This is a genomic window from Psychromonas algarum (assembly GCF_004376845.1).
Taxonomy (GTDB): Bacteria; Pseudomonadota; Gammaproteobacteria; order Enterobacterales; family Psychromonadaceae; genus Psychromonas.
The window spans coordinates 28,345-51,647 of the sequence record NZ_SNUW01000010.1 but is presented as its reverse complement, the minus strand read 5'-3'; the positions used below and the strand labels follow the sequence as shown (position 1 = coordinate 51,647).

At 35.6% G+C, this 23,303-nt stretch carries 20 protein-coding genes; 8 read left to right on the top strand and 12 right to left on the bottom strand.

The genetic code is table 11. The annotated features are described in order from the left end of the window. Positions 1–113: 113 nt before the first annotated feature. The 4 genes from E2R68_RS10445 to E2R68_RS10430 form a co-directional block, all read right to left on the bottom strand. The gene (locus E2R68_RS10445) at positions 114–452 is read right to left on the bottom strand and encodes a hypothetical protein (RefSeq protein ID WP_208380205.1); all 339 of its coding nucleotides are present in this window, start codon (positions 450–452) and stop codon (positions 114–116) included. Positions 453–454: 2 nt separating this feature from the next. Then, a complete protein-coding gene (locus E2R68_RS10440) occupies positions 455–1,102 on the bottom strand; it encodes a hypothetical protein (protein ID WP_134277630.1) in 648 nt (215 codons plus the stop codon). Between the two features lie 113 nt (positions 1,103–1,215). Beyond that, a complete protein-coding gene (locus tag E2R68_RS10435; RefSeq protein WP_134277629.1) occupies positions 1,216–1,899 on the bottom strand; it encodes a PspA/IM30 family protein in 684 nt (227 codons plus the stop codon). 33 nt (positions 1,900–1,932) lie between these two features. After that, the gene (locus E2R68_RS10430) at positions 1,933–2,346 is read right to left on the bottom strand and encodes a YjfI family protein (RefSeq protein ID WP_134277628.1); all 414 of its coding nucleotides are present in this window, start codon (positions 2,344–2,346) and stop codon (positions 1,933–1,935) included. Positions 2,347–2,674: 328 nt separating this feature from the next. On the opposite strand from E2R68_RS10430, the gene glnE reads away from it, so the two are divergent. After that, the gene (gene glnE, locus E2R68_RS10425) at positions 2,675–5,530 is read left to right on the top strand and encodes a bifunctional [glutamate--ammonia ligase]-adenylyl-L-tyrosine phosphorylase/[glutamate--ammonia-ligase] adenylyltransferase (protein WP_134277627.1); all 2,856 of its coding nucleotides are present in this window, start codon (positions 2,675–2,677) and stop codon (positions 5,528–5,530) included. A 112-nt stretch (positions 5,531–5,642) separates the two neighbouring features. Here glnE and lpxL read toward each other — a convergent pair whose 3' ends face one another. The 5 genes from lpxL to dnaB all read right to left on the bottom strand — a co-directional run bounded on the left by lpxL (position 5,643) and on the right by dnaB (position 11,664). Next, on the bottom strand, positions 5,643–6,563 hold the full coding sequence (gene lpxL, locus E2R68_RS10420) for an LpxL/LpxP family Kdo(2)-lipid IV(A) lauroyl/palmitoleoyl acyltransferase (RefSeq protein ID WP_134277626.1): 921 nt from the start codon (positions 6,561–6,563) through the stop codon (positions 5,643–5,645). Between the two features lie 129 nt (positions 6,564–6,692). Then, positions 6,693–8,132: an AMP-binding protein gene (locus E2R68_RS10415; protein WP_134277625.1), complete on the bottom strand. Its 1,440-nt coding sequence runs from the start codon at positions 8,130–8,132 to the stop codon at positions 6,693–6,695. Then, complete coding sequence (gene menC / locus E2R68_RS10410) at positions 8,120–9,139, bottom strand: o-succinylbenzoate synthase (protein WP_134277624.1); 1,020 nt, start codon at positions 9,137–9,139, stop codon at positions 8,120–8,122. Before menC ends, E2R68_RS10415 begins: the two co-directional genes overlap by 13 nt. An 18-nt stretch (positions 9,140–9,157) precedes the next feature. After that, positions 9,158–10,261: an alanine racemase gene (alr, locus tag E2R68_RS10405; RefSeq protein WP_243834654.1), complete on the bottom strand. Its 1,104-nt coding sequence runs from the start codon at positions 10,259–10,261 to the stop codon at positions 9,158–9,160. 2 nt (positions 10,262–10,263) lie between these two features. Beyond that, positions 10,264–11,664, bottom strand: coding sequence for a replicative DNA helicase (dnaB, locus tag E2R68_RS10400; RefSeq protein WP_134277623.1), 1,401 nt, complete (start codon positions 11,662–11,664; stop codon positions 10,264–10,266). Positions 11,665–11,962: 298 nt separating this feature from the next. Between dnaB and plsB the strand changes: the two genes are divergently transcribed. The 6 genes from plsB (at position 11,963) to recQ (ending at position 19,277) form a co-directional block, all read left to right on the top strand. After that, on the top strand, positions 11,963–14,287 hold the full coding sequence (gene plsB, locus E2R68_RS10395; RefSeq protein ID WP_243834653.1) for a glycerol-3-phosphate 1-O-acyltransferase PlsB: 2,325 nt from the start codon (positions 11,963–11,965) through the stop codon (positions 14,285–14,287). Positions 14,288–14,297: 10 nt separating this feature from the next. Continuing rightward, on the top strand, positions 14,298–14,696 hold the full coding sequence (locus E2R68_RS10390; RefSeq protein ID WP_134277622.1) for a rhodanese-like domain-containing protein: 399 nt from the start codon (positions 14,298–14,300) through the stop codon (positions 14,694–14,696). Next, a complete protein-coding gene (locus E2R68_RS10385; protein WP_134277621.1) occupies positions 14,689–15,312 on the top strand; it encodes a YigZ family protein in 624 nt (207 codons plus the stop codon). Before E2R68_RS10390 ends, E2R68_RS10385 begins: the two co-directional genes overlap by 8 nt. 12 nt (positions 15,313–15,324) lie before the next feature. Continuing rightward, positions 15,325–16,782 (top strand): TrkH family potassium uptake protein, encoded by a 1,458-nt coding sequence (locus E2R68_RS10380; RefSeq protein WP_134277620.1) that lies wholly within the window; start codon positions 15,325–15,327, stop codon positions 16,780–16,782. 49 nt (positions 16,783–16,831) lie between these two features. Then, entirely contained in the window at positions 16,832–17,365 is a 534-nt protein-coding gene (gene hemG / locus E2R68_RS10375) for a menaquinone-dependent protoporphyrinogen IX dehydrogenase (RefSeq protein ID WP_134277619.1), read from the top strand. 109 nt (positions 17,366–17,474) lie between these two features. Then, a complete protein-coding gene (recQ, locus tag E2R68_RS10370) occupies positions 17,475–19,277 on the top strand; it encodes a DNA helicase RecQ (RefSeq protein ID WP_134277618.1) in 1,803 nt (600 codons plus the stop codon). Here recQ and E2R68_RS10365 read toward each other — a convergent pair. Together E2R68_RS10365 and E2R68_RS10360 are read right to left on the bottom strand one after the other, a co-directional pair. Beyond that, positions 19,272–20,234, bottom strand: a complete 963-nt coding sequence (locus tag E2R68_RS10365) for a metal-dependent hydrolase (protein ID WP_134277617.1) — start codon at positions 20,232–20,234, stop codon at positions 19,272–19,274. The genes recQ and E2R68_RS10365 overlap by 6 nt on opposite strands. 302 nt (positions 20,235–20,536) lie before the next feature. Beyond that, the gene (locus tag E2R68_RS10360) at positions 20,537–20,890 is read right to left on the bottom strand and encodes a hypothetical protein (RefSeq protein WP_134277616.1); all 354 of its coding nucleotides are present in this window, start codon (positions 20,888–20,890) and stop codon (positions 20,537–20,539) included. A gap of 267 nt (positions 20,891–21,157) precedes the next feature. Between E2R68_RS10360 and E2R68_RS10355 the strand changes: the two genes are divergently transcribed. Continuing rightward, the gene (locus E2R68_RS10355) at positions 21,158–22,831 is read left to right on the top strand and encodes a DUF2813 domain-containing protein (protein ID WP_134277615.1); all 1,674 of its coding nucleotides are present in this window, start codon (positions 21,158–21,160) and stop codon (positions 22,829–22,831) included. Between the two features lie 15 nt (positions 22,832–22,846). On the opposite strand, the gene E2R68_RS10350 is transcribed toward E2R68_RS10355, so the two are convergent. Further along, the gene (locus tag E2R68_RS10350) at positions 22,847–23,281 is read right to left on the bottom strand and encodes an META domain-containing protein (protein WP_166738846.1); all 435 of its coding nucleotides are present in this window, start codon (positions 23,279–23,281) and stop codon (positions 22,847–22,849) included. Positions 23,282–23,303 lie beyond the last annotated feature (22 nt).

Genomic DNA, 23,303 nt, shown 5'->3' with positions numbered 1-23,303 from the left:
GATTAAGGTGCTTTGTTATTTTTGCAGTTAACAATTTTCTGATATCGATTACTTTAAATAGCTTATCTGTTTTAACTAGTGAAATAGATAAGCTATTTATTGTGGTGGTATTATTATTTTTCAAAATATTCATTGTTTGAAGCAAATTTAGTTAACTCTTCTATTACACACTTTTTTATTTCAAGCTGATTTTCAGCTGAAATATTATAACGTAAACCCAGTTGCATATAATCTTCATTGCTTAAGCTGACGGTTAAACGTGGACGTTTAGGTTTTTTATGAGTTGGTAATTCTAACAAGTCACGGATTTTTTCAGAAGGGCTGATCCCTTCATCTAAAGCACTACGACGAATGCTATATTGCAATTTACTATCCATATCAAAAGCAATTTGTACTGCTTTAACTACTTTCGCTGATTGTTGCCACTTCTTTGGTAATTCTCCCTTTGACATCATTACTCTCCTTTTATCCATAGCTCTGCAATGTCATTGGCAGGACGTAAGCTTGATAAATAAACATCAGTATCACCATTTTCAAAAATAAAAATTTCGATTAAACGTAAACCTTGATTGCCAGACAGAGAGTAATACTCAAATTCTTGTCCATGTTCTTGATCTGAATACTGCGGTGGTTTGCTATCTCGATAATCTGCTTGATGGATATAACCTGAAGTAGAAAAATCTTGTTGAATGTATTCACTTGCTAACATATCACCATAACTATGCTGTTCTGTTAATGGTGTTAATCGCGCTTTTCCCGGCTCTTCAAAAATTTCAGAGAAGTCGTCAAGATCAAATAAAGCTTCAACTTCACTTCGACTTAATAATAAGCTGCATTTTATTAGTTGTTTAGGGTTTCTAGGGAAACTTACATACACTAACTTATCACCAGCACCTTGGCCAATCAGTTGAATATAGTGTTCATGCTTAAATTCAACGGTAATAATATCGTTAACTTGTAGTTGCTGTTTACGCATGGCTTCAGGCAATGCAAAACTATCACCAAAACAAAAAATATCACCTGTTAACAACTGTTTAGGCTCATTTAAAACTCGGCTTGGTGCAGCTGGTTTTTTATTAAACAATGATTTTAGAAAGCGCATGGAGTTCCTTATGAACTGCATATAAAGAAGACTTAATATGCTTAGCTGTTAATGATTAAAAGCAAAAAACACGACGTACAAAAGTAGGTCGTGTTTTTATAACGTATTTTTACTTATTTCTTCTTTAAACGATCTAATACTGATTGTGCACTATTTTGTTGTGCTCCAATGCCCGCTTCTTGTAATTTAGTTTTTAATGTTTGCTCTGGTGTTTCAGATTCTAACTGTTCTGCAGCTTTTAGCTTGTCATCAAACAATGCTTGTTTTTTCTTGATCCTTTCTAAAGAATCTTTTGCATTCAGAAGCTTAGAGTTGCTCGCAGTAAAGTTATCTGTAATTGCAGAGGTTGCTTTTTGTACACTGTCAGTTGTTTTAACCATAGTTAATTGACGTTTATATTCAGTTAACTGGCGTTCACTCTTTTTAATCAGTTCTTTTAAGCGATCTGCACTTTTTAAGAAGCTCTCATTTGCTTGTTGTTGATCCGCCGCATTGCTTTCTAATTCTGCAATTTTTTCTGCTACTTCAATCGCTAATGCTTCATTACCTTGGTTTAAGGCTTGCATTGCGTAACCTTCGTGCTCTTTAATGCTTGCTTGAAGTTGTGATAATTCACGCGCAGCTTGCATTTGCTTTGCCATCACTTCCGTTAAATCTCGTTTAGCGATAGTAATGTGTTTTTCAGAATCACGAATTTCTTGTTCAAAAATTCTTGTTGAGTTTGCATCTACAATTGCTTCACCCGCTTCACTTGCGCCACCACGTACTGCTGTAATAATTTTTTTAAATATGCTCATTTTTAACTCCGAATTAATTTAAGTAGCTATCAACTAGTTTAAGTAACTGTCCATTTCGCTGATCACTTCAAGACTGTTGTCACTGAGAGTGACTAATTCCAACTCAATATCCTCAAGACTTGAGTTGATTGATAAAGCGCCAAAAACAACATATTTGTCTTCAACTTTGGCAAAAGCTGATAGTGGCATTGGAATGTTCATTTCTAACATTGCTTCCATCATATTGGCTTTTAAATCTGCTTTAATTTCATTTTCACCCCATAAGTAGGCAATACATAAAATTTGATTGTCACTAATTGAAACAAAAATAGGGATCTCTTCTCGACCAATGATTTCTACTTGTAGTACATCAATGTCACCATTGATTGGTGTACAGTCAAAATTGAAGCCAGTTTCGGTTTCGTCTGCTAGCTTATTTAAATGGGTAGCAATAGTATGAATGTTCATCGTGTTCCTTAACCGTTTGGACATTAAATGTCTTGTGAGTGTTAATTTAGTGATCAAGTCATTATATGTCAATGGATTTGTGATTTTTTATTTATATCATTTTTGATAAATTACTTTTACATCGCTTTATCGAATGACTACTTTTTTGTTTAATTCGTTGCGTTATGAGTGTGTGTCACAATGTTTATAACCATTTCTATATTAGCTCTTCCGCATGGTAATAATGCGGACTTTCCATCATTTTTCAATGATCAAGTAGTGAAAAGTACTGACCGCATTTAAAACTCCTGTTAAGTTAATAAATAGTTTAATTTTCTATAGGTGATTTATGTCGTTATTAATGGAAGTCGCAACAAAGCATCTTCAACAATTAAGTGAGCGCTTTGATTTATCAACTTTAAGTGAGCAGCAAGTAGCACAACTAAATGAAGTCTTTTCTTTAAGTGACTTTATTGCCGAATCATTAATAAAGCAGCCAAACCTTATTCCTTCATTATTGGAAAGTGATCTACTAACTTCTGACGATCGTACAAAGCAATTAACGAGTGAGTTACAGGAAGTATTAGCAGCGACAGAAAATGAAATTCAATTACACCAAGTATTACGTCAATTTAGACGAAAGCATATGGTGATTATCGCGTGGCGAGAATTATTAAATTTAAGTTCATTAGAGGAGAGTTTTGAACACATTTCATTACTTGCTGATCAACTTATTTTACAGAGCTTAGATTGGTTATATCTGATGCAATGCAAAGAGCAGGGCACACCAGTTGGTGAATCTGGTAATGCACAAACCATGTATGTGTTTGCAATGGGGAAATTAGGAGGAAAAGAACTTAACTTTTCATCTGATATTGATCTTATTTTTTCATACCCAGAGCGAGGACAAACAGAAGGTGGACGCCGTGTTATTGAAAATTCAGCTTTTTTCACTAAATTAGGGCAACGTTTAATTGCGGCTTTACACCAAATAACCATTGATGGATTTGTATATCGAGTTGATATGCGTTTACGACCTTTTGGTGATTCTGGTCCATTAGTTACCACCTTTACTTCCATAGAAGATTATTATCAAACCCATGGCCGAGAATGGGAACGATACGCTATGGTGAAAGCACGAGTGTTGGGTCAAGAGGGTGAATATAAACAAGAGCTTGAAAACATGCTCAAACCTTTTGTGTTTAGACGTTATATCGATTTCAGCGCGATTGAGTCATTACGAAAAATGAAAGCGATGATCAGTGCCGAAGTTCGTCGTAAAGGCCTAAAAGATAACATCAAATTAGGTATGGGTGGGATCCGCGAAATAGAATTTGTAGCGCAGGCTTTTCAACTTATTCATGGTGGGCGTAACCCAGTATTACAATGCAAAGGTTTACAGCAAACATTAAAAGCAATTGCTGAAATTGGAGCGTTATCACAAGAGCGTGTTAATTGTTTATTAAAGTCGTATCACTTCTTACGCTCTGTTGAAAATATCTTACAACAAATAGGAGATAAACAAACTCAAACGTTACCTGATAATGAACTTGATAAATTACGTTTAATTAAAGTGATGAAGTTTGCTGATTGGCCTAGTTTTTATGCACAATTAAATAAAGTGATGAAGAATGTACATGATGAATTTAATTGGGTTATTGGTGAATCTGAAGAGCAACAGAATGAACTTGAAAAAGAGTTTATTGAAATATGGGAACTTGATTTAAGCAGCACAGAAATGGAGCAGCTATTAGCAGATAATATTGTTAATAAAGAGGTTACGTCAGATCAGGTTAGTGCCTTTTCAAAAATGGTTGTATCGTTGAAAGAAGATATCAGTAAGCGTCCCATCGGTCCTCGTGGACAAGAAACGATTGATAAATTATTGCCTCGCCTGATCTCATTAATTTGCGCCTACCCTCAACCGCAAAAACTGTTTGAGCGTATTCATCATTTAATTTTAAATATCATGCGCCGAACGGCTTATTTAGAATTATTAAATGAAAACGAAGGTGCGTTAAATCAACTATTAAAACTTTGTTCTGCTAGTCCTCGTGTCTCTGCTCAATTAGCGCGCCATCCCATTTTATTAGATGAATTATTAGATCCTCAAGAACTGTATAACCCAACTGAGTTAAATAACTATAAAAGTGAATTACAGCAATTTATGTTGCGTATCCCTGAAGAGGATATGGAACAACAAATGGAGGCTTTACGTCAATTTAAACAAATGCAATTTTTGCATATTGCCACTGCCGATATTGCAGGTGGTATTAAATTGCCACAAGTGAGCGATCATTTAACTAGTCTTAGTGAGGCTATTTTAGATTATGTTGTGCAAATCGCATGGGCACAAATTACTGAAAAATTTGGTTTGCCAAGTAATGTTGTGGGTACTGATCGTAAAGGTTTTGCTGTTATAGGCTATGGGAAAATGGGTGGGTTAGAATTAGGCTATGGTTCTGACCTCGATGTTGTTTTTCTACATGATAGCGATATAGCAGGAACAACCAACGGCTCTCGCGCTATTGATAATCAATTGTTTTATTTCCGTTTAGCGCAACGCATTATTCATTTATTTAGTTCTCGTACTAATTCCGGCATTCTCTATGAAATCGATATGCGTTTACGTCCTTCTGGTGACTCTGGCCCTTTAGTCGCAAGTATGTCAGGTTTTAATCGTTACTTAAAAGAGGATGCATGGACTTGGGAACACCAAGCTTTAGTAAGGACTCGTCCTGTATTTATTGATGATCTAATGCACCAAGAGTTCTCGAAAATACGTTTGCAGATTTTAAGTCAACAGCGCGATATTGATAAATTAAAAACAGATGTGTCAGAGATGCGCACAAAAATGCGTGCTCATTTAAACCGTGCTGAATCAGACCAATTTGATTTAAAGCAATCTCCTGGCGGTATGGTGGATATTGAATTTATTGCACAATATTTGGTTCTTGCAAATGCACATAAATTCCCTGAGCTATTAACTGAATGGTCAGATAATCTACGTATTTTTGCCGCGTGTCAGCAAGCGGGGTTATTAACAGAGTTACAAGCTCATGAACTCATTGAAGCTTATTGTCATATTCGAGATGCAGCACATCGTTTAACTTTGGGTAAAGAAACTCGTATTGTTACAGCTGAATTATTTGTTGCTGAACGCAAAGCGGTTGTGACTGTATGGGAGCTACTTTTTTCGAGCTGATCTAATATATTTGGTTTGAACAATAAAAAAGCTAGTTTGCTATCAAACTAGCTTTTTTATTTTGTGGATCCAATATTTTTTGAATCCCGTATTGAGTTAAATTTCCTTGGCTTTAATAAACAGATTCTTCATTTTCAGGGCGAGTTTTAAATCGGCGATGTAACCACATATATTGGTCATCACATTCTTTGACCATTTCTTCGATTTGTTGGTTAGTGCGTGTTGTATCAAGCTCTAAATCATTACTTGGGAAATCATCTAATGCTTTATAAAACACTAATTCATAACCTTCATTTCCTGGTAGGCGTTTTAAAAACATTGGGATCACTACCGTATTTTTAACTCTTGCAAGTGTACTGGTCCCTGATACTGTATTAGCTTTTTTAACGTCAAAGAAAGGGGCAAAAACACTACTTTTATGCCGGCCATAATCATGATCTGGTGCATACCATAATGCCTGACTGCTTTTTAACACTCTGAGCATGGCTTTAAAGTCTTTACGATCTAACATCGCTTTATGTTCACGCATTCTTCCCCAATAGAACCAGTAATCTAATACTTCATTACTATTCTTTCGATATACGGCATAACTTGGGTGAACTAAACCTAATGCACGAGCCCCCATTTCGAGAGTTAAGAAATGAGCACCTAAAAAAATAATTCCTTTATCTTGTCGAGTTGCGTGTTGTAAATGTTCAATACCACGAACACTTAATAAACCACGTACTCGCCATGTAGGCCAAAACCAAGCCATACCCATTTCAAATAAAGCGATGCCTGTATTTTCAAAGTTGGTTTTTACTTTCTGATCGACTTGTTCTGGAGTTAACTCCGGGAAACAAAGCTCAATATTACGACGTGCAGTATGAAAACGTTCTTTAGCAAAAGGAATTGCGACACGGCCCATTAATCGACCTAACTTTAATAACGTCGAATAAGGTAATAATGAAGATAAAAATAGAGCAAAAATACCTAACCAAGCAAGCCAGTACTTTGGGTGAATAAAACTCAATTTTAATTTATATGCATCCATAATCTACTCTCTAGCCTGAAGAAAAATTATTCTACCGAATATTATGATAAATACCTATTTTGCAGATGATCTTTTTTGAGTCCTTTTACAAATTTGATTAAATTAATATTGATTAGCTATGTATTGTGGTTAGTACAATCCTTGCTCTTTTAATATTGTTTGGAAAGCTTGCTTGGGAATTTTTAGTGTCTGAGCTTCTGTTAATAGAGGCCAAGGAAAGTAATGTTCTGGTCGCTTAAAGCGAGTTAAGTTTTTTTCTAAATGACTTTTAAGTTGTTGTATTTGTTTTTCAAATTCTTTATTTTCTGGGTTATTAAAAGCAACAAATAACACCATTCTTTGCCCATATTGCTTGTCTGCGATGGGACAGATATAAGCCTGTTTGACTTGTGTTAGTTGCAAACAAACCCGTTCAATTTCCTCCGGTATAATATTTTCACCGCCACTAATAAATTGCCTATCTTTACGCCCGGAAACTTGTAGGACAGACTTGTTTAAGGCTCCTGTATCTCCGCTTTTAACCCATTGTTTTTCATCTATATTAATAAATCCTTGGTCTTGAAAGTAAGCAATAAAACGGGTTTTTCCTCGTAATAATATCTCGCCCTCTTGTATCTTAATTTCCCTATGAGGCAATATTTTTAATTCGCTATTGTTGGTAGAGGTTGCAATCTGAGAAGCCATTTCAGTACTACCGTAACTAAGATGATAATTAAAGCCTCGCTCCTCAACCGTACTTAATAAATGTTTTGAAAATGCACTACCACCTAATAATAGGTGCTTAATTGTAGATTTTTCCGCAATAAATAATGGCTCTGTTAATAAACGTATAAGCTGCGTTGATACTAATGAAATGTGTGTGATTGAACGCTCTTGTAATAGCGAAAGTGTTAATGGTGATTGTGTTAGATGGATACAAGCACCTGCAATAATAGAGCGAATTACTGTGGCATAACCACCAATATGAAATAAAGGTAAAGATAATAAATTATGCTCATGAGGTGTAAGTGGAATCAATTTTTGAGAGCCTAACGCGCTAAAAAAATGATTTTGATAATTGTGTACAATCGCTTTTGGAAAACCACTGCTACCTGATGTAAATATAATATTACAGGCTTGTATAGGAGAAATAATAAGCTGCTTAATAGGCTCTTCTATGAAGATGTTTTGTAATGAAAAATCAAGTTGTAATGTATTAAATCGAGCATGTTCTGCAGTTTGCTTATTGCATTCATCAACCCAGCAATAAGGGCTATTTAATATTGTTAACCTTTGTTGTATTTCTGATTGGGTAAAACGAGGGTTTAATGGACAAAATAACCAACCAAGGCGTATACATAACAATTGCAATAAAATGAGTTTAACACTGTTACTTGCAATACAAACAAGTCGAATAACTTGTTGTTCATCTGATTGCCCAATTTTTTTAGATAACTGTTTTTGTAAGCTATTTAATAATTGATCAACTTGCAAAAAAGTTAACTGTTTTTGATCATCTTGTAATGCAATCGATTGACTATGATGGACTGCTTGCCAGCGTACGGGACAATAATTTATTAAGAGTGCCATAAGCAGGTTGCCTGTGTTAATAAATGAGTTATTAAGTTGGTATCATGAGTATTTTTTGTGGCTATTGGATCATCAAATGCAGCCAAAGTATCTAGCCCTAAATGTATTGGTAATTGAAATTCTTGTTGCCATTGTAATGCGAGATAATGTAGCTGTTTAAGTGCAATCGGAGACTCAAAACTTGCACTAACACTCACTTCTAATTGTTGTTGTTGGGCATGTTTTAGTAGTGTCTTAATACGTGCCATATCACCAATTAAAGTAGGTTTTATAATAAATGCTTTAATACATGGACTAGTGGGTAATATAGGATTGCACAATAAACTTTCATCTAATCCTATTTTGACGTTAAATTTTTCAGATAATGCAATATTGTCAGTTAATGAAGCGGTAGGCTCTTCAATGTAATCAATATTGTTAAGATATTGACCATCTATTGCTGTTAAAAAACTAGTGTATTGCTTCAAAGACCATTGCTGATTTGCATCTAATCGAAAGCGTATATCTGGGTTAATCGTGATTAAGCTTTGTATTATGGCAATATCTTCTATTGCAGATACACGTGCAACTTTTAGTTTCACTTGTTTAGGGCTGTTTAATAATTGATAGCGCTTAATGATCTCAGATAAATTACCTTGTAATAAAGGAATATTATTAAGTTTAGTTGTATTAATTGATTCATTATTCCATGGGATTTGTTGTTGTAAACAAAATAAAGCAAAGCTGACACTGGCTAATAAGTCGGAGAAGTCTAAGGTGTTTTTTTGTTGTAACAGCGTTAATATTTGCGCTTCACATTCAGCTAATGTTTCTTGACTGAAACCTGGGAGAGGGCTCATTTCACCTATGATGTCTGGCCCTTGAGATTGTTGCTCAACTAACCATAATCCTTCACGTGTTTTTAATTGCTGCCCTTTAAAGTTGATGGCTTTTTTAAAAGGTATTGAAAAACGATACAAGCTTAATTGTTTATTTGTAATATCAAAGTGATTATTAAGCTTGTTCATGATCTATCGCCATTATCGTTATTCACAATAACTTAATGGGACGCGAACAGTTAACTTAGTGACTAATTCATAGGCTACCGTACCGATATGCTTGGCTACAAGCTCTACTGGTAATCCTTCTCCCCATAAAACTACATCGTCACCTACTCGGTCATTACTATTTATACCTAGATCCACGGTGATCATATCCATAGAAACTCGACCCACAATAGGTACTATTCGTCCATTAACTAAAATAGGTGTTCCCGCTGGAGCCATTCTTGGGTAACCATCTCCATAACCCACAGCAATAACCCCTAAGATTGTATTTTCTTGTGCAGTCCAACTTGCTCCATAACCAACAGATTCTCCGACGCTATGTTGTCTGACTGCAATTAAATGGGATTTTAATGTCATGACTGGTTTTAATTGCAGTTCGTTAGATGATTTATCAGGAAATGGTGAAACACCGTACATTGCAATACCTGGACGGATCATATCTGCATGCGCTTCTGGCCAAGCTAATACACCTGCACTATTTGCTAAAGAGCATAAACCCGGTTGATTTGCCGTTTGTGTTTTAAATAATTGAATTTGTGGTGTTGTGATTGGGTTGTCTAATTCATCAGCACTGTTGAAATGTGTAATGAAATTAACAGGTTGCTGTATTTTTTTTGTGTTTTTTAATATTTCTAAGGTGCGATTAAATTCAGAAGGGTGAAAACCTAAACGATGCATGCCGGTATCAAGTTTTAACCAAATCGTTAATTTTTCTGTTAAATCACTGTTTAACAGTCCTTGTAATTGATCCTGTGAATGGATAACCGTTTGCAATTGATGTTCAGCTAACAAAGGTAAGTCACTATTGTTAAAAAAACCTTCTAACAAAATAATGGGTAATCGAATCCCTGCTTCACGCAATTGCAGTGCTTCACCTAAACGAGCAACACCTAAAGCATGGACTTGTTGGGATATTTGTAGCTGTTCAGCTAGTTTTAACATGCCATGCCCATAAGCATTTGCTTTAATGATAGCCACTACTTTTGACTGTGGTGCATGTTGTTTTAATATTTTTATATTGTGCTGTAATGCGCTGAGATTGATCTCAGCATACGTTGTGTCTTTTTGTACGATGTCCATCATTACTATTCATCACCATGGTAGGCTGTGCCAGTGTAATCATCAAAACGAGAATAACGTCCTTGGAATGTTAAGCGTACTTTACCAATAGGGCCGTTACGTTGTTTACCAATAATGATTTCAGCGATACCTTTGTGCTCACTCTCTTCGTGATAAACCTCATCACGATAAATAAACATAATTAAATCGGCATCTTGCTCGATTGCGCCCGATTCACGTAAGTCTGAGTTAATTGGACGTTTATCTGCTCGTTGTTCAAGGCCACGGTTGAGCTGTGATAACGCAATTACTGGGCAGCGTAATTCTTTTGCTAGCGCTTTTAAAGAACGTGATATTTCAGATATTTCTAAGGTACGGTTTTCACTTAAAGAAGGAACACGCATCAGTTGTAAATAATCGACCATGATCATACTTACTCCACCATGATCACGTGCTATTCGACGTGCTCTAGAGCGTAATTCAGTGGGGGTTAAACCTGAACTATCATCGATAAACATTTTACCGCGATCTAATAAAATAGACATGGTTGAAGATAATGAAGCCCAATCATTTTCATCTAATTGACCGGTACGAATTTTACCTTGGTCGATGCGCCCTAATGAAGCCAGCATACGATTCATAATCTGGTCTGAGGGCATCTCTAATGAGAAAATAATGGTTGGTTTATCTGCATTCAATGCTGCATGTTCAGCTAGATTCATTGCAAATGTTGTTTTACCCATTGAAGGACGTGCAGCCACAATGATTAAATCACCCGGCTGAAAGCCCGTAGTCATTTGATCTAAGTCGTTATAACCAGAAGATAACCCTGTGATACCATCACGAGGGTTTTTACAAAGGTCATCAATTTTAGCGACAGTCTCTTTCAGGATGTCTTTAATTGGTTGTGGGCCTTCATTCTGATTGCTTCGAGCTTCTGCAATTTGGAACACTTTAGTTTCGGCAAAATCTAAAAGTTCAGCACTATCTCGGCCTTCAGTATCATAACCAGCTTCGGCTATATCATTAGCAACACCAATTAACTCTCGTACAATTGCTCGTTCACGAACAATATCTGCGTAATTGTTAATATTGGCTGCACTAGGTGTGTTTTGTAATAGTTCGGCTAAATAAGCAATACCGCCTATGCCTTCTAATTCCTGTGTATCTTCTAATTTTTCAGATAATGTAACAATATCGACAGGAACATCATTACTACTTAGTTTTTCAATGGTGGAAAAAATAAGACGATGTGCACGAGTGTAAAAATCACGGTCAACTACTCTCTCAGAAACATCAGACCATGTATCGTTATCTAATAATAAGCCACCAATAACCGCTTGTTCAGCTTCAAATGAATGAGGCACTGTTTTGATTGGAGAAATGGTTTTACTTTTGTTGGTTGTAAAAGCAGGTTTGTCCGCCATTTTTAAATCCTAAACTGGTTGAATGGGTTAAAAAAGGGATTTTAATCCAAATGGTTGCGGTTAAGAATAAAGCGATTGAATTTATGTGCTTACTCTATCTAATGTGTTGCTGATATTACTGCTTTTATAAGAATAATTAAAGGTGAACGATTGCCTATCATACGCATTTTTAATTATTGCTAGATCCTTCATCTGCGATTTATTTATTTTAATCATTTGCTATTTATCGCAGAACCACCTTCGTATGCCTATACGACCTTACCTTGTATGCTAGACTGCAGCCGAAATGAAGTGAAATATGAAAGGAAAGTCTGTGTTAGTTAAAGGTTCTTTTTGGTCAAGAATAGTGAATCGATTCTGGGTAAATAGTGTGGTTGTTCCGCATAATCCACTTACTGAATTAAAGTTAGATCTATCTCGACCAATTATTTATGTATTAGATCAAAATAGTAGGAGTGATCTCTTAGCATTAACAAAAGCTTGTGCAGAACTTGCTTTGCCCGATCCTTATCAATCCATTAGTATTCATAATACTGAGTTATCCGCTGTTATTTACTTACACAATGGCTACTTCTTTAAAAAAAGCTCGCTTAAACAAGAGCAATCGCTTTATCTTGCGCAATACCAACAATTATTAAATCTACATCAAGAGCATGCAGAACTAGACATTCAACTTGTCCCTGTTACTTTTTTTTGGGGAAGAAACCCTGGCAAAGAAAATCTTCGAAAAGCTTTTTCAGGACACAGTAATCCAAGTTATTTTAAAAAAATCAGCTTAATTATTCGCACAGGAAAAGACCACTTAGTACGCTTTAATGCGCCTATTTCAGTGCGTAAATTAATGGATAAAAATAAAGGTTCAAAACAACAAGCTTATAAACTTGCTCGTGTTGCATTACATTATTTTAGTACTCAGCAGCGTTCGAGTCGTGGTCCGCAAATTCCTGATCGTAAAGCGATGATTAAAAAGGTTATTGCAAGCCCAATGATGCAGGAAATGATCCTTCAACATTGTGCTGAAACATCAGAAAAAGAAGCTGTAGTACGTCAACAGTGTCATTCTTATTTAGAAGAGATCAGTAGTAATTTTTCTTATCGTTTTTTACGTTTCTTTCGTGCTTTTTTATCAAAAGTTTGGCATGGTATTTATCAAGGTATTGAAGTTAATCATGCGCAACAAGTACGGGACGCCACACAAAGTGGTGCTGAAATAATTTATATGCCATGTCATCGAAGCCACATGGATTATTTATTACTTTCTTATTTATTGTATTCTGAAGGACTTATGCCTCCGCATATTGCTGCTGGAGTCAACCTAAATTTCTTCCCTGCTGGTAGTGTTTTTAGACGTTCTGGTGCTTTCTTTTTACGGCGTAGTTTTAAAGATGATCCGCTTTACGCAAAAGTGTTTAAAGCTTATTTTGCGATGTTATTTAAACAAGGTTATCCCATTGAGTTCTTTACTGAGGGTGGGCGTAGCAGAACGGGACGATTATTACCTGCAAAAACTGGTTTGTTGGCGATGAGTTTACAAACCTTTTTAGAACAACCTGAACGTAATGTGATAATTGTGCCTGTTTATATTGGTTATGACCATATCATGGAAGTGAGCACTTATATGAAGGAATTGTCTGGGCAGAAAAAAGAAAAAGAAAGTGCATGGCAGGTATTAGGGATTATTAAAAAGCTACGTAATTTTGGACGTGCATTTGTGAATTTTGGTGAGCCTATTAACCTTAAACATTATCTCGATCAGCAACAACCCAAATGGCGAGAAAGTCCATTATCAACACAACAATTTACAGCGCAAGTTAATCATCTTGCAACAAACGTGATGCAAGGAATTAATCATGCCACTGCGGTTAATGCATTACCTTTGTGTAGCGCGATTTTATTAGCAAATGAAAATGGTCAGCTAGGTAAACAACGCATGTTAACCTTATTACAATTGCATCAACAGTTGTTAGCATATACGGCTAAAAGTACTGATATTACCTATCCAGAGCAAGCCCCTGAACTGATTTACCAGCAAGCTTTAGCAATGCATAAATTTTCAGAGTTAAATCATGTCGTGAGTTGTGATCATCAACAGAGTACTCATCTCACTTATTATCGTAATACGATTATTCATGTATTTGCGTTACCTTCACTCATTAGCTTTGGCATCTTAAAACTTGCTGATGGGAAAGATAAAATAGATGTTCAGGCTCTTATTACCTTATTAGATGAGTTATATACTTTTGTTGCAGCGGAATATTTTTTGACGCCTTTAAAAGGAACATTTAAAGAGGTTGTTTTGGGATTACTTGAACAATTTATGGAGAGAGGCATAATTCGTTTTGATAATGATATTATTACACCGATTGAATTGCCTTCTTTACAAGTTTTAAGCGCTCATTTGCATGAGACTAGAGCACGTTATTATTGTGTTCTGTCATTGTTACAGAAGGACTTTGAACAAAGTGATCTTGTCTTATTAGAAGCAACTAAAGAAAATTTATTAGATAAAAGTCTTGAACCTTTTGATGCAAAAGTGATTAATGTATTTATTAAACAGCTTGATAGAAATACATTACAACAAGCACATGTTGAAAAACTATTAACTTATTTATCAATTGAATAGGAATTAACAAATGATTTTAGATGGGAAAGGCTTGGTTGATTCATTACGTGCTCAAGTCAACGAAGTGGATTGTGTAACAACAGCTCAGTGTTTACAGCAGCAACAACAACCGCTGTTATTTATTGATATTCGAGAGCCTAAAGAAACCGCTGCAGGTTACCCTGTTGGAAGTCAATTAGTCCCGCGTGGTGTATTAGAAATGCAATTAACTGGTTTACCACTCTATCAATCACTTATTAAAGAAATACCTTCTGCAGCACAATTGCCTATTTATTTAATTTGCCGTTCTGGTGCTCGTAGTGTCTTAGCTGCTGCTTCATTGCAACAAATGGGCTATCAAAATGTTTATTCGGTAGCTGGAGGTTTTATAGCGTGGCAAGCACAAGGTTTACCTGTTCAAAGTGAATAAACCTTACCTTATTTTAGAGCAACCCGTCTTTTTTCAAGAAGAGATAAAAAAGAGCCGCTTTTTAACCTTTATTCACCCAGCAAAAGGTAAAGAAGCTGCTATGCAATTTTTAAGTGAAATAAAAATATTGCATAAAGATGCGCGTCATCATTGTTGGGCTTATATTGGTGGTAGTCCTAAAGACAGTGTCAATATGGGGTGTAGTGATGATGGAGAGCCTAAAGGTACCGCAGGAAAACCAATGCTCGCAGTACTACAAGGAACTGAAGTGGGTGAAATGGTTGCCGTTGTGGTTCGTTATTCAGGGGGAATTAAATTAGGTACTGGTGGTTTGGTGCGAGCTTATAGCAATGGTTTACAACAATTGTGCCCAACTATGCCTAAAACTGAAAAGCGTTTTTTTCAACAATTTCAGTTACAATGTGATTATGCTCAAATGGCTACCATAGAAAGTTTATTATCCAGTATATCTGGGCGTATCATCAATGTTGATTATCAACAAACAATTGAAGCGTTCATCGAAGTTGATAATGAACAGGTAGTGTTGTTCAAGGAAAAGTTACAGTCATTGTTGCAGGGACAAGTCATTGCAAAAAAAATTAATACTTCTATTTAGCTGGAATATCTAGTGGCTATCCGTTCGATTATAAGAATTGTTGCCATGTTGATCGGCTTATTTAGTCTCACCATGTTACCGCCTGTTTTTATTGCCTACATTTATCAAGATGGTGGTGGCAATGATTTTTTGGCTGCTTTTTTTGTCACTTTATTGATTGGTTTTTTCTTTTGGATCCCCAATCGTCGCCATAAAAAAGAGTTAAAAGCCCGAGAAGGTTTTTTAATTGTTGTCTTATTTTGGGCAACATTAGGCAGTGTAGGAGCAATTCCTTTTTTAATGAGTTCCAGTGTAGATATGAATGTCGCCACGGCATTTTTTGAATCTTTTTCAGGTTTGACCACTACCGGCGCAACAACTATTTCTGGTTTAGATGCATTACCTAAATCAATTCTATTTTATCGCCAAATGCTGCAGTGGTTTGGTGGAATGGGGATCATTGTATTAGCCGTTGCAGTTTTACCTATGTTAGGTATCGGTGGAATGCAGTTATATCGGGCAGAAATGCCAGGCCCGGTAAAAGATGCCAAAATGACTCCGAGAATTGCCGAAACAGCAAAAGCACTGTGGTACATTTATCTGTGTTTAACCGTTGCTTGTATGCTTGCATTTTGGCTTGCTGGCATGTCGTTATTTGATGCGTTAGGGCATAGTTTTTCCACTGTTTCTATTGGTGGTTTTTCAACTTATGACGATAGTATGGGGCATTTCGATAGTCATGTTGTTAATACTATTACTGTTGTATTTTTGATTATCTCAGGGATCAACTATGCATTACATTTTGCCGCTTTCTCAGCCAAAAAATTCAGTTTTGATGTTTATAGTAAAGATCCAGAAGTGCGCGCATTTGTCTTTATTCAAGTTGCCTTAACGGTTATCTGTTTTTGGATGTTAATGGGGAATGATGTTTATGACACCATAGAAACGACTTTTTCACATGCTTTATTCCAAGCCGTTTCAATTTCTACAACAGCAGGTTTCACAACAACTTCTTTCTCCGAATGGCCTTTGTTTTTACCTGTATTATTAATATTTGCCAGTTTTATCGGTGGTTGTGCAGGGTCAACGGGTGGTGGTTTAAAAGTGATCCGTGTGTTGTTACTAAATTTACAAGGGCAGCGAGAGCTGAAACGTTTAGTTCACCCTAAAGCGGTTTATAAAATAAAATTAGGTGATAAAGCCTTGCCCGATAGAGTAATAGAAGCCGTATGGGGATTTTTCTCAACCTATGCTTTGGTTTTTATTCTTTGTATGTTGGCTCTATTAATGACAGGTATGGACGAGCTCAGCGCCTTCTCTTCTGTTGTTGCTATGCTCAACAATCTTGGACCAGGTTTAGGTGAAGTTGCTTTACATTTTAACGATGTTAGCGACGCATCAAAATGGGTAATGATTATTGCGATGTTATTTGGGAGATTAGAAGTATTTACTTTATTGGTGTTGTTTACACCAGTATTCTGGAAAAACTAATAAAAACCTATTAAGTAACAATGATAAATAAAGTGATGGCAAATAAGTAATGAATAATGAAAACAAGAAAAACACATTAGTACTTTATTCTTCAGTGGAAGGGCAAACGATTAAAATTATAGATCGTATAAAATTAGCTACGACTGATAATTTGAGTGTTATAAATATCGATGACAAGCCGACTATCGATTTTTCTCAATATCAAAAAGTATTGATTGGTGCTTCTATTCGTTATGGTAATTTACGCCCTAATATGATCCAGTTTGTTAATGAACATAAAGCACAATTAGATGCGCTACCGAATGCATTCTTTTTAGTATGTTTAACGGCTCGTAAACCTGAAAAAGCAGACCCAGCAAACAATACTTATATGAAAAAGTTTGACCAAATATCGCAATGGCAGCCAAATATTAAAGCTGTATTTGCGGGAGCGTTATTATACTCACGTTACAATTGGTGGCAGACCCTACTTATTCAATTAATTATGAAAATGACCGGCGGTAGCACTGATAAATCAAAAGACATTGAGCTAACTGATTGGCAGAAAGTTGATCTGTTCAGTCAAAAATTTAATGATTTGTAGTTTATTGTAAATAAAAAATTTAGGCTGAAATAATCAGCTTACTGATTTACAATACGTGCCCCTTTATTCTCTCTGACGTCCAATAGGTTGCTATATTTTGAGCTCAAATATGACTAATACAGCACATGCCGTTTTATTTGATGTATTTGGCTATAAGCAATTTCGAGATGGGCAAGAGACGGTTATCAATGAATTAATTGCAGGTCGTGATGCATTAGTTGTTATGCCTACCGGTGGAGGAAAAAGCCTATGCTTTCAAATTCCCGCATTAGTGAGAGAAGGTATCTGTATTGTCATCTCTCCACTTATTTCGTTAATGAAAGATCAAGTGGATACGTTACAAGCTTGTGGTATTGCCGCTGCTTATTTAAATTCTAGTCTCTCTTATCAAGAACAAAATAACATTATTAACTCCCTACATCGTGGTGAGTTAAAGCTGCTATATGTTGCTCCTGAACGTTTACTACGCCCTGATTTTATTGTTCGCTTACAGCATCTGCCCATAAATTTATTTGCCATTGATGAAGCGCATTGTATTTCATCATGGGGGCATGACTTTAGACCTGAATATGCACAGCTAGGTCATCTTAAAGAATATTTTCCAAGCATTCCACTGGTGGCTTTAACAGCAACTGCGGATCATGCAACCCAACAAGATATTTTACAGCGTTTACAATTAACTGATCCTTTAATAGAAATTCGCAGCTTTGATCGCCCTAATATTGAATACCTGCTAATTGAAAAATATCGTCCTTTATCTCAGTTGTTTAATTACTTAGATCAGCATAAAGATGAAAGCGGTATTATTTATTGTACTAGCCGTAAACGTACCGAAGAGATTGCCCAAAAGTTAGCAGCTAAAGGTTTAAATGCGCGTTGTTATCATGCTGGTTTACCGTTAGAAGAACGTCAAAATGTGCAGGACTTATTCATTAAAGATGAAGTAGAGATTGTTGTTGCAACGGTTGCTTTTGGAATGGGGATAGATAAACCCAATGTACGTTTTGTGGTGCATTATGAGATCCCTAAAAATATAGAGTCTTATTACCAAGAAACAGGACGAGCGGGACGTGATGGCTTACCTGCTCAGGCCATGTTGTTTTATGATCCTGCTGATCCTGCACGCATTCGTAGTTTATTAGAGAAAAATCCCAATCAAGAACAGCTACGTATTGAGTTACATAAATTAAATACTATGGTGGCTTTTGCCGAAGCACAGACTTGTCGTCGCCGAGTTGTTTTAAACTATTTTGGTGAATATAGCCCACAAGCCTGTGGCAACTGTGATATTTGTTTAGATCCTCCGCAAAGCTATGATGCGACAGTGGATGCTCAAAAAATTCTATCTTGTGTTTATCGTACTGGGCAACATTTTGGTATTACGCATGTTGTTGAAGTATTAAGAGGCGCACAAACAGCTCGAGTAAAAAGTCTTGGACATGATCAATTATCAACCTTTGGTATTGGTAAAGATAAATCAACAGAGCATTGGTTTAGTATTGCTAGGCAGTTGATTCATTGTGGGTTATTGATGCAAAATTTAACGCGAGGCTCTGCGCTACAATTAACAGAAGCTGCACGTTCAGTATTAAAATCTGAAAATAGTTTAATGCTAGCAGTACCAAGATTGCAGTTAGTGAAAACGACGGCAAAACAAAAACGTCGAAGTGTTGTGGCGAATGCGGATAGTAAATTATTTGCTAAATTACGCCATTTACGTAAACAAATTGCTGATCAAGAAAACCTCCCTCCATACGTTATTTTTAGTGATGTTTCCTTATCGGAAATGAGCGAATTAATGCCCTCGAATGACTCTCAATTTTTATCAATAACAGGCGTTGGCCATATCAAATTAGATAAATACGGCGAAGACTTTTTAGCTGAAATTAAAGAGTATGTTGATCAGCTATAAACGTATTGATTCTAATATTGTTTCTAATTTAACCTCTGTTTGTGGTGCTTTTTTAGAGGGAATTGCAATCCAATGATTTTCTTGTTTTGCGATACTGAAAGAAAATGGATAATAACTTGATAAACCTATGCGTAAATCTGTTGCAATTAAATGTTTATTTTTCTCTTCAAATGATAATAACCCACCACTAAACCATTCTAATCTTTGTAGTTCCTTTGAATCAAAGTCATTTAGTAATGTGCGCCCTGTTGTAAGTTTTTTCCATTTCAAAGGTTGCTGATCAAGTACATTAGTAAATGTTTCATAATAGAGGTCATCTTGATAACTTATTATGCGCCAAATAAAAGTGTTAAAAGGAGTTGGAGATAAAAATACTTGGCTATTTTTTGCCAATGTATCTTGCGCTACTTTTCCTTTTAAATACATTACTTGAGCCTGCCCTATAGCAAGATATAAGCAGCTTATTAATAACATTAATCTATTTACTTTTTGCCATTTTTTAGATGTTTGGTGGCACCAAAGTGCGATGACTGCAATTAATAAAGGTAAGGTATAGAGCGGGTCAATAATGAAAATACTTGACCAAGAGGTCGGTTGTACTGCAATTGGCCACCATAACTGAGTACCGTAACTGGTAAATGCATCTAATAAGGGGTGAGTGACTAAAGGCAAAAAAATCACTAAAAACAATGTTTTCTTATGCATAGAAAGCTGTGGTTTAAGCCATAAAATAAAGTAATACAGTAAGATGCTCAGTGCACTTAGCACAAATAAAGAGTGGCTAAAACCTCGGTGGTAAGTGAAGTTATCAATGGCAGTGGAGTAACTGAGTAAAACATCTAAATCAGGTAAAGTTCCTAAAATGGCACCTGTTAATAATACCTTTCGACCAAAGGGTTTAATAGCAACTGCACCTGCAATACTTGCCCCTAAAGTTATCTGTGTTAATGAATCCATATACTCTCTAAATCACCATTTTTAGTAAATAATTTCAATTCTGCATAATGGAACTGAAGTTATACCAATTACATTAACTATATGATCTAAATTTTGTGTAGAAAAAACAATTTAATTCGAGATGTAAATTGAGATAAATGGTTGGTCCATTTACGGAATTTATAACAAAGAAGTGGGTTGTTTTAATCAGTAAAATAGATCAGCTATTTACTGTGATTGGTATTAAAACTTGAGTGTACTGTAAATGGTAATAAAAAAGCTAACCGAAGTTAGCTTAATTAGGTATTAGTTATTCTGTGTTTTTACTTAAACTCATTCAGGCGCTTTAAAGCTGCTCTGAATATTTTAGGAGGGATTCTTTTTTCAATATCTTTAACTTGGCGTTGTTTAAACACTTCACTTAAGAATGCACACAAATAAGTTAAGGGTGCATGTGCAAATAACTTAGGGTTACCAATATAATCACTACCTTGGTGATTCATCCATGCTGCATTATCCTGCTTTTCCATAAAATGGCTGCTCAACATCGTGGCATTTAATTTTTCTAATAACAGTGGATAGTTAAAACTTTCTCGTTCAAAGTATTTACTATAAGAAGCGATTAAATTGATGGTATTTTGTGGTGGTAAAATATCCAGGTCATATAAATTACTCATTTTTAGTTCCTCTGAAGCTGTAACAAATAGAACTGTTGCCCTTATTTTTAATCGGCCTTAATCGACCTAAAATATCCTATTTGTTGTGATTAAAAAATAAAAGCCTTATCCGCTTTTATTTTGTGGTTATTGCAAGGAAAGTATAAATCAATTTAAGCTAATATGTAACCAATTTGTTTATTTAATATACAATTATTATTTTGCTTGCTTGTTTTATCATAAACATCTGATAGCTTTAATAATAATCCCCCTGATTTAGGAGTCATTATGCGACTGGATCATATTGAAGTAGTTGGTTTTCGAGGAATTAACCGTTTATCTATTAATGTGCATGAACTGAGTGCATTATTGGGTGAGAATAGTTGGGGGAAATCAAGTTTATTTGAAGCGCTCTCTCTGTTTCTATCTGGATCCAGAAAAAGTTACCACTTTAATTTAGATGATTTTCACCGTCCTCCTGTTTCTGAATTGCCTATTATCAATCACATTTATCTTGTTTTTACGTTTAAAGAGCAGTATGAAAATGAAGCGTCTCAGCGTCATTTTAAAAGCATAAATGATGCTTGGGTTGTGTTGCCAGATCGTAAAAAAAGTATTATTTATCAAGTCGATGGGAGTGTTGATAGTGCTGGTAATGTTTTTACAGATCGACATTTTTTAGATGAAAGTGGCCATCGAAAAATTTTCCCTCAAACTATACTAAAAACGTTAATTAATGAGTTTCTTTCTTTTGTCCCTGTCTTAAGAATGGGCTTTGAACAAAGCCATACAGGACAGGCGTACCGTCCTGAAAGTGATTTACTTAATAGCCAACGAGCACGCTCAGAGGCGCGTATTAAGCGTATTTTTCAACATTTAACTAGTTCATCTCAGCAGTTGTCAGAATTAGAGCTAAAAAATGGTTGTGATTCTTTAGCTTACCTTTTTGACCATTATCTATTGAAGCGTTATGGAGAGGTGAATCGTGAGCCGAATACTAAACAGCTAAGATATGTAGATCACAGCTTCTCATTTAATGCTTTAACACGCTTTAATGATTTATTAAAAGATGGCCATAAAACTGATCGAGCAATGCTTCTACTTGTGTTGGGCCAGTTTTTGGAAGAGCGTGGAGAGCATCTTTTCCGCCGTGGTGCGACACCAATATTATTATTAGAAGAGCCAGAAAATAACTTACACCCTGTTAATCTAGCAATCACTTGGCGATTCTTTTCATTATTGCCAATGCAAAAATTGGTGAGTACCAATTCTTCACAATTATTATCTTTTTTTCCTTTAAGTCGAATTCAGCGCTTAGTTCGTCAAACGGATATTATTAAAAGTTATTCCATGAATATTACCCATTATTCAAATAATGATTTAAGAAGAATTGCTTTTCATTTACGTATGAATCGTCCGCAAAGTTTATTTGCTCGCTCTTGGTTATTAGTAGAAGGGGAAACAGAAACTTGGTTATTAACTGAATTAGCACAATTATGTGGTTATCACTTTCTTGTGGAAGGTATACAGGTTATTGAATTTGCACAATGTGGTTTAAAACCGCTTATTAAATTAGCTCAAGATCTGAATATTGAATGGCATACCTTGACTGACGGTGATAGTGCGGGTCAGAAATATGCAAGTAGAGTAAAGGATATGTTAGGAGAGCATGATTCCTTAATCAGTCGCCTTACTGTTTTGCCAGCACATGATATTGAACATTTATTTTTTGAAAATGGTTTTGAAGATGTTTATTTAAAAGCGGCTAATTATACAAAACAAGATTTAGATAGGTTAAGTGTTAGTAAGGTTATTGATAAAGCGGTACATAAATACTCTAAACCAGGGTTGGGTATTGCGATTGCAGAAGCTGTGGAGTCACAAGGAGCGGAATTGACGCCCTTATTATTAAAAAGACTTTTTTCCCGACTGGTTGGCATGGCGCGTAGCCAATCGGGATAAATCTATTAATTATTTTTATTGTGCAACTTGATCAATCTGTTGATAAGTTAATGAATGTTTTTGATTACTTAATATAAGTGTTTCATCATCAATCATTATATTTGTCCAGTCACTTAGTACTTGGCTAACATCCATTTCAACATCATTTTCTAGCTTACTACACAGCTTACGAGTACTCATTATTTTAGCTATTTGTAATTGGTTATTACTCAATTCAGCTGTCCCTGAAAAATGATTGCATCCTAAGCTGCCCGTACTTTTATTATCTGCAGTGATATTTAATGTGCTATTAATTATTGCTGCCAATTGAATATTATCAATATGTGTTAATTTCCAGTTGTGCTGTAGTTGTTCAACCTTTATTTGTTTTGGTTCAATTGGAGCATCTGAAGTACAAGCACTTAATATTATTGTGCTTAATAACAGGAAGCCCGCTTTAACGCTTGCCATAGTTGTATAGTCCATTATTTTA